General features: G+C 60.8%; 21 protein-coding genes and 1 tRNA gene. 18 read left to right on the forward strand and 4 right to left on the reverse strand.

The window, feature by feature from the left end; genetic code table 11:
• Positions 1–5: 5 nt before the first annotated feature.
• The 13 genes from cmk to AAAT03_RS02120 all read left to right on the forward strand — a co-directional run bounded on the left by cmk (position 6) and on the right by AAAT03_RS02120 (position 11,580).
• The gene (gene cmk / locus AAAT03_RS02060) at positions 6–692 is read left to right on the forward strand and encodes a (d)CMP kinase (protein WP_117636034.1); all 687 of its coding nucleotides are present in this window, start codon (positions 6–8) and stop codon (positions 690–692) included.
• 3 nt (positions 693–695) lie between these two features.
• Complete coding sequence (locus AAAT03_RS02065) at positions 696–1,424, forward strand: lysophospholipid acyltransferase family protein (RefSeq protein ID WP_349102475.1); 729 nt, start codon at positions 696–698, stop codon at positions 1,422–1,424.
• 2 nt (positions 1,425–1,426) lie between these two features.
• The gene (locus AAAT03_RS02070; RefSeq protein ID WP_349102476.1) at positions 1,427–2,326 is read left to right on the forward strand and encodes a 4-hydroxy-3-methylbut-2-enyl diphosphate reductase; all 900 of its coding nucleotides are present in this window, start codon (positions 1,427–1,429) and stop codon (positions 2,324–2,326) included.
• A gap of 2 nt (positions 2,327–2,328) precedes the next feature.
• Positions 2,329–3,771, forward strand: a complete 1,443-nt coding sequence (locus AAAT03_RS02075) for a DUF512 domain-containing protein (RefSeq protein WP_349102477.1) — start codon at positions 2,329–2,331, stop codon at positions 3,769–3,771.
• 10 nt (positions 3,772–3,781) lie between these two features.
• Positions 3,782–5,116, forward strand: a complete 1,335-nt coding sequence (der, locus tag AAAT03_RS02080; protein WP_349102478.1) for a ribosome biogenesis GTPase Der — start codon at positions 3,782–3,784, stop codon at positions 5,114–5,116.
• The gene (gene plsY, locus AAAT03_RS02085; RefSeq protein ID WP_349102479.1) at positions 5,109–5,792 is read left to right on the forward strand and encodes a glycerol-3-phosphate 1-O-acyltransferase PlsY; all 684 of its coding nucleotides are present in this window, start codon (positions 5,109–5,111) and stop codon (positions 5,790–5,792) included. The genes der and plsY overlap by 8 nt, the downstream gene beginning before the upstream one ends.
• Before the next feature lie 9 nt (positions 5,793–5,801).
• Positions 5,802–6,809 carry an NAD(P)H-dependent glycerol-3-phosphate dehydrogenase gene (locus tag AAAT03_RS02090; protein WP_349102480.1) on the forward strand — a complete coding sequence of 336 codons (1,008 nt, stop codon included), beginning with the start codon at positions 5,802–5,804 and terminating at the stop codon, positions 6,807–6,809.
• Between the two features lie 18 nt (positions 6,810–6,827).
• On the forward strand, positions 6,828–7,499 hold the full coding sequence (gene rpe / locus AAAT03_RS02095; RefSeq protein WP_349102481.1) for a ribulose-phosphate 3-epimerase: 672 nt from the start codon (positions 6,828–6,830) through the stop codon (positions 7,497–7,499).
• Positions 7,500–7,505: 6 nt separating this feature from the next.
• Positions 7,506–8,684: an aminotransferase class V-fold PLP-dependent enzyme gene (locus tag AAAT03_RS02100; RefSeq protein WP_349102482.1), complete on the forward strand. Its 1,179-nt coding sequence runs from the start codon at positions 7,506–7,508 to the stop codon at positions 8,682–8,684.
• Positions 8,681–9,490, forward strand: coding sequence for a Nif3-like dinuclear metal center hexameric protein (locus AAAT03_RS02105; protein WP_349102483.1), 810 nt, complete (start codon positions 8,681–8,683; stop codon positions 9,488–9,490). Before AAAT03_RS02100 ends, AAAT03_RS02105 begins: the two co-directional genes overlap by 4 nt.
• Positions 9,487–10,206 carry a hypothetical protein gene (locus tag AAAT03_RS02110; RefSeq protein ID WP_349102484.1) on the forward strand — a complete coding sequence of 240 codons (720 nt, stop codon included), beginning with the start codon at positions 9,487–9,489 and terminating at the stop codon, positions 10,204–10,206. Before AAAT03_RS02105 ends, AAAT03_RS02110 begins: the two co-directional genes overlap by 4 nt.
• A 2-nt stretch (positions 10,207–10,208) precedes the next feature.
• The gene (coaBC, locus tag AAAT03_RS02115) at positions 10,209–11,423 is read left to right on the forward strand and encodes a bifunctional phosphopantothenoylcysteine decarboxylase/phosphopantothenate--cysteine ligase CoaBC (RefSeq protein WP_233539721.1); all 1,215 of its coding nucleotides are present in this window, start codon (positions 10,209–10,211) and stop codon (positions 11,421–11,423) included.
• An 80-nt stretch (positions 11,424–11,503) separates the two neighbouring features.
• Positions 11,504–11,580, forward strand: a tRNA-Pro gene (locus AAAT03_RS02120).
• 521 nt (positions 11,581–12,101) lie between these two features.
• On the opposite strand, the gene AAAT03_RS02125 is transcribed toward AAAT03_RS02120, so the two are convergent.
• Entirely contained in the window at positions 12,102–12,926 is an 825-nt protein-coding gene (locus AAAT03_RS02125) for a DUF6273 domain-containing protein (protein WP_349102485.1), read from the reverse strand.
• A 380-nt stretch (positions 12,927–13,306) separates the two neighbouring features.
• Here AAAT03_RS02125 and AAAT03_RS02130 point away from each other — a divergent pair, with 380 nt between their 5' ends.
• From AAAT03_RS02130 to AAAT03_RS02150, 5 genes are all read left to right on the forward strand, one after another.
• Positions 13,307–13,555 (forward strand): hypothetical protein, encoded by a 249-nt coding sequence (locus AAAT03_RS02130; RefSeq protein ID WP_117638267.1) that lies wholly within the window; start codon positions 13,307–13,309, stop codon positions 13,553–13,555.
• A 2-nt stretch (positions 13,556–13,557) separates the two neighbouring features.
• Complete coding sequence (locus tag AAAT03_RS02135; RefSeq protein ID WP_349102486.1) at positions 13,558–14,457, forward strand: hypothetical protein; 900 nt, start codon at positions 13,558–13,560, stop codon at positions 14,455–14,457.
• 126 nt (positions 14,458–14,583) lie between these two features.
• A complete protein-coding gene (locus AAAT03_RS02140) occupies positions 14,584–14,952 on the forward strand; it encodes a hypothetical protein (RefSeq protein WP_117640871.1) in 369 nt (122 codons plus the stop codon).
• A 200-nt stretch (positions 14,953–15,152) separates the two neighbouring features.
• On the forward strand, positions 15,153–15,557 hold the full coding sequence (locus tag AAAT03_RS02145) for a hypothetical protein (RefSeq protein WP_349102487.1): 405 nt from the start codon (positions 15,153–15,155) through the stop codon (positions 15,555–15,557).
• Positions 15,558–15,569: 12 nt separating this feature from the next.
• Positions 15,570–15,809, forward strand: a complete 240-nt coding sequence (locus AAAT03_RS02150) for a hypothetical protein (RefSeq protein WP_117629396.1) — start codon at positions 15,570–15,572, stop codon at positions 15,807–15,809.
• Between the two features lie 12 nt (positions 15,810–15,821).
• Here AAAT03_RS02150 and AAAT03_RS02155 read toward each other — a convergent pair whose 3' ends face one another.
• The 3 genes from AAAT03_RS02155 to AAAT03_RS02165 form a co-directional block, all read right to left on the reverse strand.
• A complete protein-coding gene (locus AAAT03_RS02155) occupies positions 15,822–16,118 on the reverse strand; it encodes a hypothetical protein (RefSeq protein ID WP_349102488.1) in 297 nt (98 codons plus the stop codon).
• Positions 16,119–16,259: 141 nt separating this feature from the next.
• Positions 16,260–16,688 carry a hypothetical protein gene (locus AAAT03_RS02160; protein ID WP_117629398.1) on the reverse strand — a complete coding sequence of 143 codons (429 nt, stop codon included), beginning with the start codon at positions 16,686–16,688 and terminating at the stop codon, positions 16,260–16,262.
• A gap of 1 nt (position 16,689) precedes the next feature.
• On the reverse strand, positions 16,690–17,348 hold a 659-nt coding region (locus AAAT03_RS02165), incomplete at its 5' end, for an ATP-binding cassette domain-containing protein (protein ID WP_349102489.1).

Below are 17,348 nucleotides of genomic sequence, written 5' to 3' on the forward strand. Positions count from 1 at the left end.
ATTGCATGATCGTCGCCATCGACGGCCCCGCCGGTTCCGGCAAGTCCACCATCGCCAAGGAGATCGCCCGCCAGCTGGGCTTTAACAAGCTCGACACGGGCGCCATGTATCGCGCCGTCACCTTCGCCGCGCTCGATCGCGGCATCGATCTGGACGACGAGGCCGCCATCGATGCCCTCGCCGAGCAGATCGAAATCCGCTTTACCAACGGCACTGGCGAAGACACACGCCTGACCATTGATGGCCAGGATGCCTCGGCTGCCATTCGCACCCCGCAGGTCGACGCCAACGTGTCCAAGGTCTCGGCCTACCCGGGCGTGCGCGCCGCCATGCTCATCCATCAGCGCCGCGCCGCCGAGGATCGCGATATCGTGGCCGAGGGTCGCGACATCGGCACCGTCGTGTTCCCCAACGCACAGGTCAAGGTCTTTCTGACCGCCGACCCGCGCGAGCGTGCCCGCCGCCGCGTGCTGCAGCGTCACCAAAACGATGCCCAGCCGCTTACTGCCGAGCAGCTCGAGGCCGAGGTCGACGAGACCCTCGACGCCCTCAAACAGCGCGACAAGCTCGACAGCAGCCGCGAGGTCGCGCCGCTCGTGCCAGCCGAGGACGCCGTGCACGTCGACTCCACCGCCCACACCATCGATGAGGTCGTCCGCATTATCGAAGACCTCATCAACCAAAGGAGGTAGCCCATGCGCCTGTTTAAGCAGACGCCCGAGGATTACTGCAACGCCCCCTATGCCGAGTTCCCGGCGCTCATCCGCGGCATCGTCGCCGTGGTCATGGGCATCCTGTGGGCCTTCTCCAAGCTCATGTGGCGTTGGAAGGTCGAGGACGCTGACCTGCTGTTTGAGCGCCAGGAAGGCCGCGGCAGCGTGGTCATCTGCAACCACACCTCGATGGCCGAGGTGCTGGCCGTGGAGACGGCGCTGTACTTTGGCGGCCGCCGCGTGCGTCCCATCTTTAAATCCGAATTCGCCAAGAGCAAGATCGTACGCTGGGCCTTTAGCCGCGTGGGCGGCATCCCCGTGGAGCGTGGCACCGCCGACATGAAGTGCCTGCGCGCCGCCCAGCATGCGCTGCAGCGCGGCGAGGACGTCCTGATCTTCCCCGAGGGCACGCGCATCCGCTCGCGTGAGATCAAGCCCGAGGTCCACGGCGGTTTTGCGCTCATCGCTCAGATGGGCAAGGCGCCCGTCAACCCGCTCGCCATCTGCGGCTGGTCCGACATCACGCCTGCGGGCAAAAAGCTCATGCGTCCCAAGAAGTGCTGGATTCGTGCCGGCAAGGCCGTCTCGCTTTCCGATGCACCGGCCGAGCTCAAGCGCAAGGAGCGCCTGGCTTGGTTTGAGTCCGAGGCCATGAGCCGCGTATACGCCATGCGTGACGAGCTGTGCACCGAGCATCCGGGCAGGTTCTAGCCATGAGCGAGAACATGACGAACACCGCCGCGACTGCGTCTGATCAAGACGGCGCGCCCACCATCGAGATTGCAGCCCACGCCGGCACCTGCTACGGCGTGCAGCGCGCGCTCGACATGGCATTGGCCGCCGCGCCGCAGGCAGGGGAGAGCGCTCAGGTCCACACGCTGGGTCCGCTCATCCATAACCCCATCGTGGTACGCGAGCTCGCCGAGGCAGGCGTTGGTCTGGCCGATACCCTGGACGATGCCGCATCGGGCACCGTGATCATCCGCGCCCACGGCGTGGTGCCGCAGGTGATCGATGCTGCCCGCAAGCGCGACCTTACCGTGGTCGACGCCACCTGCCCCTACGTGAAGAAGGTCCATGTGGCGGCCGAGCGCCTGGTGCGCGAAGGCTACCGCGTGATCGTCGTGGGCGAGCCGGGCCACCCAGAGGTCGAGGGTATTCTAGGCCACGCCGGCAATGACGCGCAGGTCGTGAGCTGTGCCGCCGACGCCGATGCCCTATCGCTCAAGGGCAAGGTGGGCCTCGTTGTGCAGACCACCCAGACCGCGCAGAACCTCGCTGAGGTCGTGGCCGCTATCACCCCGCGCGTGCAGGAGCTACGTGTGATCAACACCATCTGCGCCGCCACGAGTGAGCGTCAACAGGCAGCAGCCACACTTGCCAACCGCTGCGACTGCATGGTCGTGGTGGGCGGCAAGAACTCGGGCAACACCCGCCGCCTGGCGCAGATTTGCGCAGACGCCTGCGAGCGCACGTATCACATCGAGGAAGCTTCCGAGCTCCAGGCCGCGTGGTTTACCGACGCTCACCACATCGGCATCACTGCCGGAGCCTCCACCCCACAAGAACACATCGAACGCGCCGTTGCGCGCATCAAGGAGCTTTGCCGCTAATCATGGACCAGACCGTACCCGCATACGCCGCCGAGGTGGCCGATTACGGGCGCAGCCGCGACCCCGAGCCGGGTGAGGGCGCGCTCGTAAAGAACGTGCGTCCCGAATCGCCCGCGTGGGATGTGGGTATCGAGCCGGGCATGCGCGTGCTCACGGTCAACGGCGAGGCGCTCACCGACATGATCGTGTGGCTCTGGGAGGCCGACGATGATACCGTCGACCTCGAGGTTTTCGACCCACGCGACAACACCGTCACCTCCGTCGAGCTCGACCGCTTCCCGGGAGAGGACTGGGGGTTGGAGTTCGACGGCCCCATCTTTGACGGCATGCGCACCTGCGTGAACGCCTGCGTGTTCTGCTTTATGACCATGCTGCCCAAGGGCGGCCGCTCCACGCTCTACATTCGCGACGACGACTATCGCCTGAGCTTTTTGCAGGGCAACTTTGTCACGCTCACGAACCTCACCGACGAGGACGTGCAAAACGTCATCCAGCGCAACATGAGTCCCATGAACGTGTCGGTCCACGCTGTGAGCCCCGACGTCCGCCGTCGTATGATGGGCCGTAACGCCCAGCGAGGCATGGACGTACTCGAGACCATCATGGCCGCCGGCATCGAGATTCACGCGCAGATCGTGTTGTGCCCCGGCATGAACGACGGCGAGGAGCTGGAAAAGACCCTGCGCTTTTGCGAGGAGCATGAGCAAATCACAAGCCTGGGCATTGTGCCGCTCGGTTTTACCAAACACCAAAACCGCTTTAGCTGGTCATACAGCGACAAGCCCGAGCTAGCGCGCGAGACCATTGCCATGATCCGTCCCTACCAGGATCGTGCCTATGAGCGCTTTGGCCGCCACACCTTCCAGATGAGCGACGAGTTCTATCTGGACGCCGGCATCGATCCTCCCGAGGCAGACTTTTACGACGGCTATCCGCAGTACTACGACGGCATCGGCATGATCCGCTCGTATCTGGACGAGACCGACGACGTGCTGGCTACCGATGCCGAGCGACTGGCCCGCGTCCGCGAGGCCATCGCCGCCCGTGGCCAGCACCTGCTGTGCCTCTCGGGCGCCAGCGCGCGCGACACCGTGGCGCGCTTTGTGGAGTCGCCGCATGGTCTCGGCGGCACCGTCACAGCCATCAAGAACCGCTACTTTGGCGGCAACGTTGACGTGACCGGCCTCATCGTCGCGTGTGACATTCTGGAGCAGCTGCCCCAAGACCTGTCGGGGGTTATGCTCTTTGTGCCTAAGCTCATGTTCAACGCTGACGGCATGACGCTTGACGAGTATCATCGTGACGATTTACTCGCAAGCCTTACCAGTCGCGGCGCCGAGGTTCATGTGGTGTCGACCATGCCGCATGAGCTGCTCGATACCCTGGAGCACATCCTTGGCATTATGCCTGCCGACTCTAACACTTCCACTGACCCTACCCATTAAAGGAGAGCAGATGAAACCTATCGTCGCCGTCGTCGGACGCCCCAACGTGGGCAAGTCCACGCTCGTTAACCGCCTGGCCCAGACCTCGGACGCCATCGTCCACGAGTCCCGCGGCGTCACGCGCGACCGCTCGTATCACACGGCCGATTGGAACGGCCGCGAGTTCACCATCGTCGACACGGGCGGTATCGAGCCGCTCAAGAGCGACGATGTCTTTGCAACGTCCATCCGTGACCAGGCCCTCGCCGCCGCCGAGGAAGCCGCCGTCATCCTGTTTGTGGTCGACGGCCGCACCGGTGTCACCGAGGAGGACGAGTCGGTTGCCCGCATGCTCAAGCGCTGCGACAAGCCGGTCTTTCTGCTGGTGAACAAGCTCGACAACCCCGATCGCGAGAACGACAGCATCTGGGAGTTCTATTCGCTTGGCATCGGTGAGCCCACGCCGCTCTCGGCCCTGCATGGTCATGGCACGGGCGACCTGCTCGATGATATCGTGGCCCTGCTTCCGGAGGAAGAGGACGAGGTCGCCGATGAGTTCCCTGATGCGCTGAACGTCGCTATCATCGGCCGCCCCAATGCCGGTAAGTCGTCGCTGTTCAACCGCATCCTGGGCGCCGACCGCTCCATCGTCTCGAACATCGCCGGCACCACGCGCGACGCCATCGACACGGTCGTCGAGCGCAACGGCAAGCACTACCGCATGGTTGACACCGCTGGTATTCGCAAGAAGAGCACCGTGTACGAGAATATCGAGTACTACTCCATGGTCCGCGGCCTGCGCACCATCGATCGCGCCGACGTGGCGCTGCTCGTCGTCGACGCCTCCGTGGGCGTTACCGAGCAGGACCAGAAGGTCATGGGCTTGGCCATCGAGCGCGGCTGCGCCATCGTCGTGCTGCTCAACAAGTGGGACCTGCTCGACGACGACCGCAAGCGCGAGGCCTGCATGGAGACCATCGACCGCCGTCTGGGCGTTATGGCTCCCTGGGCCCAGTACCTGCGCATCTCTGCCCTCACTGGCCGCAGCGTCGAGAAGATCTGGGCGATGGTCGACGCCGCCGAAAAGACGCGCTCGCAGAAGATCAGCACCTCGCGCCTCAACACGTTCCTCACCGACCTGCGCGAGTTCGGTCATACCGTGGTGGACGGCAAGCGCCGCCTGCGCATGCACTACGTGACCCAGACGGGCGTCAACCCGCCGACGTTCACGTTCTTCGTCAACCATAGCGACCTGGTCAACGACACCTACCAGCGCTACGTGGAGAACCGCATGCGCTCGACTTTCGATTTTGCCGGCACGCCCATTCGACTCTTCTTTAGGAAGAAGGAACAAAAGGATGCATAATCCGATTCTGCTGACCGCCATCTGCGCCGTGGTCTCGTTCTTTATCGGAGCGATTCCGTTTGGCCTGATCCTGGGCCGCATGTTCAACCACACGGACATTCGCAAGGCGGGCTCCGGCAACATCGGCACAACCAATGCGCTGCGCGTGGCCGGCCCTAAGGTGGCCGCGCTCACGTTGTTGCTCGACTGCCTTAAGGGCGCCATCTGCGTCCTTATCGCGCGTCCGCTCATTGCCGACTTGGGCTATGGCTTCCCCGTAAGCATCATGGCGCCCGGAGCCCCCGGCGATTGGATGCTCGGCGTCATTTGCCTAGCAGCGGTGTGGGGCCATATCTTCTCGCCCTACCTTAACTTCCACGGCGGCAAGGGTATCGCGGTTGGCCTGGGCGTCATCCTCGCCTGGTACTGGCCTATTGGCCTGTCGCTGCTCGGCATGTTTATCGTAGCCGTCGCCATCACCAAGTATGTGTCGGTGGGCTCGCTTGCCGCTGCCATCGGTCTTCCCATCGCTGCTTGCGCGGTCTTTCCGTACAGCAGCCTGGGACTTAAGTTTTGCATGGCGATGATCGGCATCACCGTGGTGTGGGCCCATCGCGCGAATATCCAAAAGCTCATGACTGGTAAGGAGTCCAAGCTCTCGTTTACCAAGCGCATCACCGAGCCCGACGATAAGTAGGAGAGAGTCATGAATGTTGCGCTGATTGGCTCCGGCTCCTGGGGAACCGCCGTCGCCGGCCTTGCCGCCGCGCGAGCCGAGCGCGTGACCATGTGGGCCCACAGCGAGCAGACGCCCGCCGGCATTAACGGCGAGCACCGCAACCCGCGCTATCTGGTGGGATACGAGCTGCCGGACAACGTGGTAGCAACGACCGAGCTCGCCCGGGCGCTCGACAGTGCCGATGCGATCATCTTTGCCGTGCCCTCCACGCATCTGCGCGACGTGTGTCACCAGGCCGCGCCCTTTATCGGCGCCGATGCCCCGGTGCTCTGCCTCACCAAGGGCATTGAGCCCGAGTCCGGCCTACTCATGAGCGAGGTCATCGCCAGCGAGATCGGCAACAAGTCGCGTGTGGCGGCGCTCTCGGGCCCCAACCATGCTGAGGAAATCTGCCGCGGCGGGCTATCTGCCGCCGTCATCGCCAGCGAAGATGCGCAGGTTGGGGAGACCTTTAAGGAGCTGCTGCTGTCCACGGCCTTCCGCATCTACCTGTCGCAGGATATGACCGGTGTCGAGGTTTGCGGCGCTATGAAAAACGTCATCGCCATCGTGTGCGGCATTTCCGCCGGTTCTGGTGCGGGCGACAACACGCTCGCCCTCATCATGACGCGCGGCCTGGCCGAGATCAGCCGTCTGGTGCACGCCCGCGGCGGCCAGGCCATGACCTGCATGGGACTTGCCGGCATGGGCGACCTCATTGCCACCTGTACCTCGGAGCATTCGCGCAACCGCACCTTTGGCTACGAGTTTGCCCACGGCGTGTCGCTCGACGAGTACCAGACGCGTACGCATATGGTGGTCGAGGGCGCCGTCGCGGCGCGCAGCGTGAGCGAGCTTGCCCGTTCACTGGGCGTAGACATTCCGCTCACCTTTGCCGTGGAGCAAACGCTCTACAACGGTGTTACTTTGGATAGGGCGCTCGAGATTCTTACCGATCGCGTACCCTCCCAAGAGTTCTACGGACTCACCGACTAGCGCAGAAAGGCTTCTACCATGGGTTCCATCAAAATTGCTCCGTCCGTCCTCTCGGCCGACATGGCCAACTTCAAGGGCGAACTCGATAAGATCGCCGGTGCCGACTACGTGCACTTCGACGTCATGGACGGTCACTTTACCGGCAACCTCACCTTTGGCGTTGATATCCTCAAGGCCGTCAAGCGCTCCACCGACGTGCCGGTCGATGCGCACCTCATGGTGTCGAACCCCGACGAGACCGTCGATTGGTATGCCGACGCTGGCGCCGATATGATCACCGTACACTACGAGGCCTCCACACACCTGCACCGCACGCTCACCCATCTGCAGCAGCGCGGCGTTAAGGCCGGCGTGGTGCTCAACCCCGCCACCCCCGTGTGCGTGCTCGAGAGCATCATCGACGTCGTCGATATGGTGCTGCTCATGAGCGTGAACCCGGGCTTTGGCGGTCAGAGCTTTATCCCAGGCACCATCGCTAAGCTCCACGAGCTCAGGGGCATGTGCGAGCGTCACGGCGTTTCGCCCCTCATCGAGGTCGACGGTGGCATTTCTTCCAAGAACATTGTCGAGGTCGTCAAGGCCGGCGCCAACGTGCTCGTGGCCGGTTCTGCCGTATTTAAGTCCGAAGATCCCGCTGCCGAGATTGCGCTGCTGCAGAAGCTGGGCAACGAGGCCGCACAGGAGGCATAAACCCTTATGACTGCAGGTCAAAACCGCATACCCGTGAATCTTGACTATGCCGCCTCGACGCCCATGCGCGCCGAGGCGCTCCTTGCGCAGCGCGAGTACGACGACAGCGAGCTTGCCGGCGTCAACCCCAACTCGCTGCATTCGCTCGGCCGCAAGGCTGCCGCGCGTCTGGGGGTTGCACGTCGCGAGATCGCCCGCAGCTTTGGCACGCGCGTCCGCCCGTCCGAGATTGTACTGACCAACGGCGGCACCGAAGCCAACCAGCTGGCGCTGCTCGGTCTTGCCGAGGGCGCTCGTCAGCGCGATCGCAAGCGCGATCGTGTAATCGTTTCGGCCATCGAGCACGATTCGATTCTGGACAACCTGCCGTTGCTGCGTGCCGCCGGCTTTACCGTCGACCTGGTGCAGCCCTGCCGCATGGGCTACATTGAGCCTGCCACGCTTGTCGAGCTGCTAGGCGACGACGTGGCGCTCGTGAGCATCATGGTTGCCAACAACGAGACCGGCGTGGTGCAACCCATCCGCGAGCTTGCCGCGGCCACGCATACCGTTGGCGCCCTGTTCCACACCGATGCAATCCAGGGGTATCTGCATATTCCGCTCGATGTCACCGAGCTGGGAGTTGACGCCATGACCGTTGCCGCGCACAAGATCGGTGGCCCCGTGGCATCCGGCGCGCTCTACCTCAAGAACCGCACGCCGCTGCGCCCGCGCATCTTTGGCGGCGGACAGGAAGCCGGACGTCGTGCCGGCACGCAAGACCTGCGCACGCAGCTCGCCTTTGCCGCTGCCGCCTCGTCTCTGACGCCCCATGTGGCTCAGGAGCGCGCGAAGCTGCAAGCCCTTTCCGACATGCTCTACGCCACGCTTACGGCCCACCAGCGCATTCACGCCACCATGGGTGACTACGCGCAAGCCGACCGTCTGCCCGGCATGGTATCGATCTACATTGACGGCATGGACTCCGAGGAACTCATCATCAAGCTCGACGCCGCCGGCTTTGAGGTGTCGGCAGGCTCGGCATGCTCGAGTGGCAGCATGGATCCGAGCCATGTTTTAAGCGCGATGGGCATCGGTCGCGAGCAGGCTCTCGGCGCCCTTCGCATCTCGTTCGATGACCGCGTGAACCCGGCTGACCTGGAGGACTTTGCCCAGGCGCTTCTGTCGATCGTGGGTGCCGCATGATTGTTGCCGATCTCGAGCGTGCCTTGGTGGCACGCTTTCCCAAGATGGACGCCGAACCCTGGGACCACGTAGGCTTATCCGTGGGCGACCCTGCCGCCGAGATTACCGGCGTGGCCTGCGCGCTCGACGCGACCGAAGCCAACGTGCACCGCGCCCAGGAGGCCGGTGCCAACGTGTTGTTGACGCATCATCCCATATACATCAAGGCACCCGAGGCCTTTTGTCCGGCGGATGCCACACGACCCCAGTGCAGTGCGGCCCTCTACGAGGCTGCCCGCTGCGGGGTGAGCATTATCTCGCTCCACACCAACCTGGACCGCTCGCACGAAGCCCGTGTCTGCCTGAGCAAGCTGCTGGGTGCCGCACCCGTGAGCTCACTGGAGCACGTGGACGACCCCGAGGCCACCGGCCTGGGCGCACTTGCAACGCTCAACGACCCGTGCACGCTGCGCGATCTCGCCACCCGCGCTGCCACGGCCTTCGAAAGCGACCCACGCGTATGGGGAGATGCCGAGCGCCCGTGCCGCACCGTCGCCATTCTGGGTGGCTCCCTCGGCGACTTTGGCGAGCTTGCCATCGCCGCCGGTGCGGATGTTGTCGTGACGGGCGAGGCGGGCTATCACGTGGCGCAGGACCTCGCTCTGCGCAGTCTGGGCGTCATCTTGCTCGGCCACGATCGCTCCGAGGAGCCGTTCGTGGATATCTTGATGAACTCTGCGGTTGACGCCGGGGTCGACCCCCGTCATGCGATTAAAATACTGAACCCTTGCCAATGGTGGACTGTGACAAAAGGAGAGAACTTATGAGCGCCGGCGCTACGCTACTCAAGCTGCAACAGATCGATTTGGAGCTCGCCCGCAACAAGAGCGAACTTGCCAATATGCCGGAGCTCAAGGAGCTCGCCTCAAAGCGCAAAACCTATGTAAAGCTTAAGTCCGAGATGACCAAACTCTATGCTCAGCGCAAGGACCTGGACATTGAGCTGGACGATCTCAACACCACCGAGATCCAGACCAACAACGCCATCGAGGCCGCCAAGAAGCGCCACGTCGACGGCTCTGACTACCGCGAGGTCCAGGATCTGGAAAATGAGCTCGCCACCCTGGCCAAGCGCCTGGACAAGATCGAGCACACCCGCAAGGACGTCGTCGTCGCTCATAAGGAAGCGCTTGACCGCGAGGCTCGCGCGCAGGCCATCATCGCCAAGTTCGAGGAGGGCGTGAAGGCCGATACCAAGGCTGCCCGCGCCAAGGCTGCCGATCTGCAGGCTCAGATTGATGCCTCCACCAAGGAGCGCACCGCGCTTGCCGCCACGCTACCGACCGACGTGCTCACCGATTACGAGCGTCTGCTCAAGCAGTTCCGCGGCCTGGCCGTCGAGACCATCAAGGGCAACATCCCCACGGTCTGCCACACCGCGCTGCAGGCGTCATCCATGAGCGACCTCAACCACGACGGTAGTGAGATTACGCACTGCCCGTACTGCCACCGCCTGCTCGTGCTCCTCAGCAAGGAAGCCTAACGATGGCGGCGGCACCCAACAATTCAATGCAACTTGAGGGAAAAACGATCCTGCTGGGAATTACCGGCGGGATCGCCGCCTATAAGTCGTGCAATATCGTGCGCCTGCTGCAAAAGCGCGGCGCCCACGTCAAGGTCGTCATGAGCGAGCACGCCACGGAGTTCGTGGGGCCGCTCACCTTCCGCGCACTCACCAATGAGCCCGTTGCCGTGGGCCTATTCGACGACCCCTCCGACCCCATCCACCATATCTCGCTGGCGCAGGAGCCCGACGTGGTGGTCGTGGCGCCCGCGACGGCCAACATCATCGCTAAGATGGCCAACGGCATCGCCGACGACCTCATCTCCACCACGCTGCTTGCCACGCCGCGCCCCATCGTGATCGCACCGGCCATGAACAATGGCATGTGGAAGGCACCGGCCACGCAGGCCAACATGGCCACGCTGCGCGAGCGCGGTGTCAATGTTGTGGGTCCGGGTAGCGGTTACCTTGCCTGCGGCGACGTGGACACGGGACGCATGAGCGAGCCCGAGGACGTCGTCGAGGCTGTCTGTGAGGTGCTCAACCCCGTGCCGCAAGACCTGACGGGCAAGCGCATCGTCATCACCGCCGGCCCCACGCACGAGCCGATCGACCCGGTGCGATTCATTGGCAACCGTTCTTCGGGCAAGATGGGTATCGCCCTGGCGGGGGAGGCCGCACGTCGCGGTGCCGCCGTCACGCTCGTGCTGGGACCGACATCGCTCGACGTTCCCCGCGGTGTGGAGTGCGTGCACGTACAGACCGCCTCAGAAATGCTCAAGGCAGCGCTGAGCGCCTTCCAGACGGCCGACGCGGCCATTTGCGCCGCCGCCGTCGCCGACTACACGCCGGCGGCCCCGGCGGACCATAAGCTCAAAAAGGCCAACGAGCGCCTGGATCGAATCGAGCTCGTCGAGACCGTTGACATCTTGGCCGAACTTTCACGCCAAAAGGGCGATCGCCTCGTAATCGGCTTTGCAGCCGAGACTGATAACGTCGTCGAGTACGCCGAGCGCAAATTGACCCGCAAAGGCTGCGATGCCATTATCGCCAACGATGTCTCACGCGCCGATTCGGGCTTTGGAACCGACACCAACAAGGCTTGGATCGTGAGCATAGCGGGTACGCAAGAACTACCCGTACTAACAAAACCCCAGCTCGCAGATACAATTTTGGACTTGCTTCAAAATTTGTAAAAAAGTTCTTGCACAAGGACAAAGTTTCGGGTTAATATACTCCCTGTTGCGAGCGAGAGCAGAGCAACAAACAAAAGCTTCGGGACGTGGCGCAGCTTGGTAGCGCACTTGACTGGGGGTCAAGGGGTCGCTGGTTCGAATCCAGTCGTCCCGACCAGAAGTTTGCAGGTCAGGCACTTAGTGCCTGACCTTTTTTGTTTTAAGCAATTGCTTAATTTTCAGTAAGCAACAGGGTGCCAAAAATCTACCTACGCGATAATCGCCTTTTGCGGCTACTTGCGCGTTTTGCACGCGCTTGAGCCGATTTATTAACGCGATATGAATCTACATACGCGTAGCTGGTATACAGCCGAGTACAGGCTGTATTTATCGCGGCGATTTACACGGATATAGCGACTGTGACGAACAAGCGTGTCGCTGTATTTATTCCAGTAGTTCACTTGATCGGTGGACAAGTGGGCTGTTACAGCGAAATGCCAAGCAGGATGAGCTCTACACGAGGACCCCGCAGAGGTAATGGCGGGGGAGTGTGGCAGACGCTCTGAGAGCCGCTGTATGACCCCATTTCCCCTCAACCCGACTAACTGTGCCACGAACATCAGACCGTTCGAGTAACCGCCAAAAGAAAAGCCCGCGCGAAGTTGCGCAGGCTTTTCGCTAGACAAGCTAGAAGACAGGCTAGAAGCACCAAGCGGGGCAGACGCAAAGCGAAGCGCTCGCGTCGTCGCCACGCGACGGCCTGCCAGTGCCGGTGACGTCGAGGAAGTACGCAGAAAGTTTCGGTAACACCGAACGCTCCCACCATAAGCTGCTAATGGCAATGGCAGAGTTGGGATTATCGTTATTCGTCACCTTGCCCTTGAAGGCCTCGTACTGGCTACCCTCGGAGGAACTCCAGGGGTAGTCAGAGGCCCAAAGGGAAGTGAAGTCGGAGGTCCAATGGGAGGTGCAGGGCGCGATCTCGGAGTAGCTGAGAAGGAACAGCCTGTCCGAGGTCGCGGTTACGGCGGCGTTCTTATCGATTCCGCCGACGTTGTTCGTGAGCTTCCTGACGGTCTTCACCTTGGACTGGAAATCGGGCGGCATGAGGCTCCAGATCTCGCCGGAGTTCATCTTCGCACGGAGCTCCGACTTCTCCCAGCCACCGGCGTTGGTGCCGTAAGTGACGTCGGCCAAATCGTCATGGTTGATGCCGATGATGCGGTATTCGAGCGTCTTCCCATCGGTGAGCTTCATCGTGAACTTGGTGCCGGCATCCATGGCGGCCTTCGCCTTGGCGTAGGCGGGAGACGCCTTGCCCTTCGTGGCGATTTCCTCTGCCACGGCCTTCTGCTCACCGAGCGTCCAGTCCTTCGCGTCCTTGACGATGGCCGCCTGGACGGTCGCGGAATCGGCCCCTGTGGAGCCGCCACCGGATGTTCCACCGTCCTCGACGCCACCGGTCGCCCCGCTGTTCACCGTGTTGCCGACCAGGTTGAACTGGTTTCGGATGGCCCCGGCCACGCTGGGTCCCGCGAACACGATCACCAGGCCGATGACCGCGATAATCAGGACGTACTCGATGATAGATTGTCCACGAAGGCGGATACCTCTAGGAGATACCCCCCCCCCCGAAGGTTAATTGCCGCTGCATGCATATGCGACTCCCTTCGCTCAGGGTGAATAGAAACGGCTTGAGCGTAGGACTATTCCAAAAGGTTGCGCTGGACTTGCCGCAGCGGCAAAGAGTAATTAGCCCAACGTCTGCGCAGATTAACCGACCGCTCACACAATCGAATTTGTTGCTCAACAAATCCGCAGGTGAGGACAGCAGAATTGGTGTTACCGGAAGTTACGGAGGACCGCCGGTGTCGAGGCGGGCGGTCGAGAAGAAGGGACCAAAAATGAGAAGCCTGGAGCTGATAATCTTCTTCCTGCCTCTCTTGGCGATCGCCGCCAACATCTGCGGCGTAGCGGAGCTCGTTAAGATTGCCAGGGCCAAGGGGCATTACACCAATGGCGCGGGAATCCTCTGGTTCATCGGCCTTTTCGGCACCGCGCTCATGGTCGGCCTGATCGTCTGCGCTCTGCCCGACCGAGCGGCACCGGCGCCCAGCGCACAAAGGGACGAAGACGCCCTGCCCGAGGTGTAGTAATGTCGAAATACAAAATAGCCTACCGCGACGCCAACCCCTCCTGGCAGGAGCTTTGCCCTGTCAGGATGTTAGCCATCCAAGTCTCCAGAGACACCGAGACGGGAGCCTGCTTCCTCCAAACAAAGATCGTCAACGTATCGACGAAACCCATCAGCCGCATAGAGTTCACTGTCGGGCTCGAGGGCGAGGGAGGGGAGACGGAGACCGTCGACTTCTCGCTCCTAGATGCCGACCTGCCCGCCGGCGAGGTGCTCAGGCCCAAGGCGGTGAGAATCAAGCTGTCTGTTATCACCGGCTCGCGTGCCGTTGTGACCCGAGCGGACGGCGAGACCTCCTTCGGCGACCCGATCGACATCGATAGCCCCGCGCCACTCGCACTCAACGGGGTCGAGGAGTCGGAACGCGATGTCCTGCTCTCCGAGATGGGGGCCGATACCTTCAAATGCGCGGGCGTCCATTCCGAACACGACGGGTGGTGGCAGTGCGGCTGCGGTGCGGTGAACCTCAAGCGCGGTACCTGCTGGAACTGCGGCGCCGTGCGCGAGAAAATGGCGGATCTGGAAGATGCCGCGTTCCTGGATGAATCCAGAAGGGACAGGGTCTACAAGACGAGCGTCGCGATACTCGAGAAGGGCAACAGGAAGGAAGCTGAAGCCGCCAAGGAGAGCCTCGAGAGGCTGGCCGAGCAGGGCTACGGGGATTCGGGCGAGAAGGCAAGAGAGGCCGGCATGAAGATTGCGAACCTCTCGAAAAGGAGGAAGAAGATAGCCGTCGCGGGCCTTGGAAAGGATTACGCCGGGGACGTTCTTGTTGGAGTCGCTATGCAGTGTATTCGGGCTGATGTTCCAGTCGGAACAATCCAGATGGAGACTCCGGCACTGCTCGGACATTCCCGTTAAGTCATATACAGCACTTAAATCGCACTTGGCACCGAGACCAGTTACGTCCACATCCGCGTCCGGAACGAATCGAAGCGGTATCCCGTTTCAAAACGTATGCGTTTCACCATGAGAGAGGGATCTGTCATGAGCTGGAAACCGAGAAAATGCGTTATCGCCTTACTGACTCTGGCGACTCTGACGTGTTTCGCCGCCTTAATCGCCGTCAATATCAAACCGCAACACGATGCTTATCCCTCATCTTTGTCCATTAAAATGGGCCAAAATTTCAGCCTCGGCCGAAACGTGAATTATTTTAACAAGCTAAAACCTAATGAGGAAAATATCTTGATGTTCTGGGCATCGTGGTGTCAGCACTGCGAATCTCTCATAGAAGATATGCAACAACTTGATAATTTCGCAGCCTTAAGGAAGAACCTTTTCACTGTTTCCGAGGACAGCACAATTGAAGAAGCCTCGGTCCATGAAGGAGACTTTCCCATATACATAGATTAAGATAAGACCGTGTATGACCAATATGAACTTGAGCATATTCCGTCCATATTCATACTGGATGATCAAGGAAACATCATCGGCTTATCCGAAGGAGAGGAAGAACCTCTTGCCTTATTAAAGAAATACGCCAAATACAACGGATATAAAGCGGAAGGAGGCGACATCAAGTAACTATCAAAGGCCAGATTAAGGAGCCAGCCATGAAGAAATGCCTGCTCTCCATCGTCTCAGCAGCTCTTTGCCTCTCCCTTGTCATGACACCATTTGTGCCCGTTGCGGCAGCCTATGCCGACGAGGGGTCTCCCGCCGAGAGCAGCGAGATCTACGTCGGAGACAACTACGACGAAAATTACGATATATCCCTTTTTGAGCGCGGACGCTGCACGGATTCATATTCCAAGGCGTGGTGCGATTCTCACGGATTTGCAAATAACCGCACCGTCCCTCACAAGGTCAAGCTGAACGCGAAGGAGGAGTCTTGCCTGCGCGATCCCTACCTTGCTGGCACCGCTGAAGTTATCGCCGGTCTCGTGACAACCGGTCCTGGCGGCGGCTTGTTTGCAACCGCAATGACATCGTGCCGACTTTTCACTTGCATGTTCTAAAAGGAGGTTGCCATGCTGTCGCAAAATCAATCGAGATACTTGACCACAATCGGCTTTGCCCTGCTTGCATTACTCTTTGCTAGCGACCTTTTGCTGAAACCGCCCAAGGAACTCGTTTTGCTTGCCATAGACTGCCTTTCCGCCCTTTACTTTACGGCAACCCTATTCGTCGGACTAAAGGAGAGGAAAAAAGGCGCAGTCGTTGCATCCGCCGTATGCTTGATCATAATCATTGCATCATTCTTTATCTGACACATTGGTGATTTAGGGGCGATATCGTAGGAATTCGACCGGGAGAGTCGGGACCAGATTGCCCGGGTTGCCCGGTCGGCTCGCGCGACGGTGCGGCGGTTCCACAGAAAGCTCTCTGGACTTCACGCCGTTTCTGATCGCATTGTAGACAGCCATCTCGTCTTCGCAGTCGGCGAGCACGCGGTGTGCGTCGTCGTTTTGGATGTCCAGTAAATCTCGAAGGTCCTCCATGCACCAGCGTCCGAGATTTGGCCATGCGCGTTGCGCGAGCTGATAAGTGTCGATTGCGATGTTGTAGTTAAAGTCCAAGCCAATGCCGTCCCAGGCAGAACGGCTTTGTTTCCTTGATTATCAACTTCATCCGGACACTTCCCGCATTCATCCGTGTGTGTACGGATGAATGCGGGGTTCAATACCCCGGCGGTCTGATCGGCAGGCCGCCGGGAACTCTCACTCCTCGATAAAAGCCGGCACCCGGTTAGTCCTGCGCATCTTGAAATTGCCATTTTCGTGGGAGACGTAGAGGATGCCGTCCATCCCGTCTCGCGATGCATATGAAAGGTGAACAGAACCGCAATCCGCTCCATCATTGTCGAGAAGATCGAACGAATTCGGGTCGCTCGTTGCGGCCAAACGACCACTCATACAAGAGCCATCGTCATTACAGATTTGCCATTCCATGTCTTCGCCTGCAAGAATCGCCATAGACGGCCTGGTCGCGCCATCGTTGACATACATCCCGTCTATGCCAAACCCATTTTCAGCGCCATCGATGAACGACTGCTCGGACCTATACCTCGCAAATGATGCACATAGCACCATTGCAAGACAAAGTACAAAGCCAACAATCGCTATCTTTGCATAGCTCTTGCCTATCATGTCATTCACCTCCCTCGTATGTATCGAGGTATTCCTGCTTGAGCGTCTGCGAGGACGACTCGATCTTTTCCACGAGCGTGCCGGCCTCGATGAAGTAGAACGAGTCGGTGAGGTCTGCCAGGTCGTCGAGCAGATGGCTTGAAATGAGCACGCTGCGTCCCCGCGCCACTTCGCTGCGCATCGCGTCGCAGGAGGTTTTCCGTTTTCCCGGATCGAGGCCGTTCAGCGGTTCATCGAGGATGAGGTACGGGCAATCGGTCGCTATCGCCATGGCAAGCTTTACCTGCTGCTTCATTCCTGTCGAGAGTTTACGGGTCGGCTTGTCGAGATATGGGGAGATTCCGAGGGAGTCGCAGAGCGAGTCGATGTCGGCGGCCGATTTCCACGCCTCCCTAACGAAAGCAAGGTGCTCGATGGCCGATAGCGTGGGATAGAGATCCGCGCTGCCCGAAGAGCTCAGGTAGACGAGTTCTGCAAATTCGGCTGATCGACGTTGGCAGATTCCGTCTGCCGCCAGGCTTCCCGAGCGGATGCGGGTGGGAAATTGGCCCGACAGCGCTTCAAGAAGGGTGGTTTTCCCCGAGCCGTTGGGAGCAACGAGGCCCGCCGCCGTTCCCGGGCTCAGGAAAAGCGACCCGATTGAAAGTATCGTCGTGCTTC

Origin of the sequence: Collinsella sp. CLA-AA-H167 (assembly GCF_040095305.1) — a bacterium.
GTDB lineage: Bacteria > Actinomycetota > Coriobacteriia > Coriobacteriales > Coriobacteriaceae > Collinsella.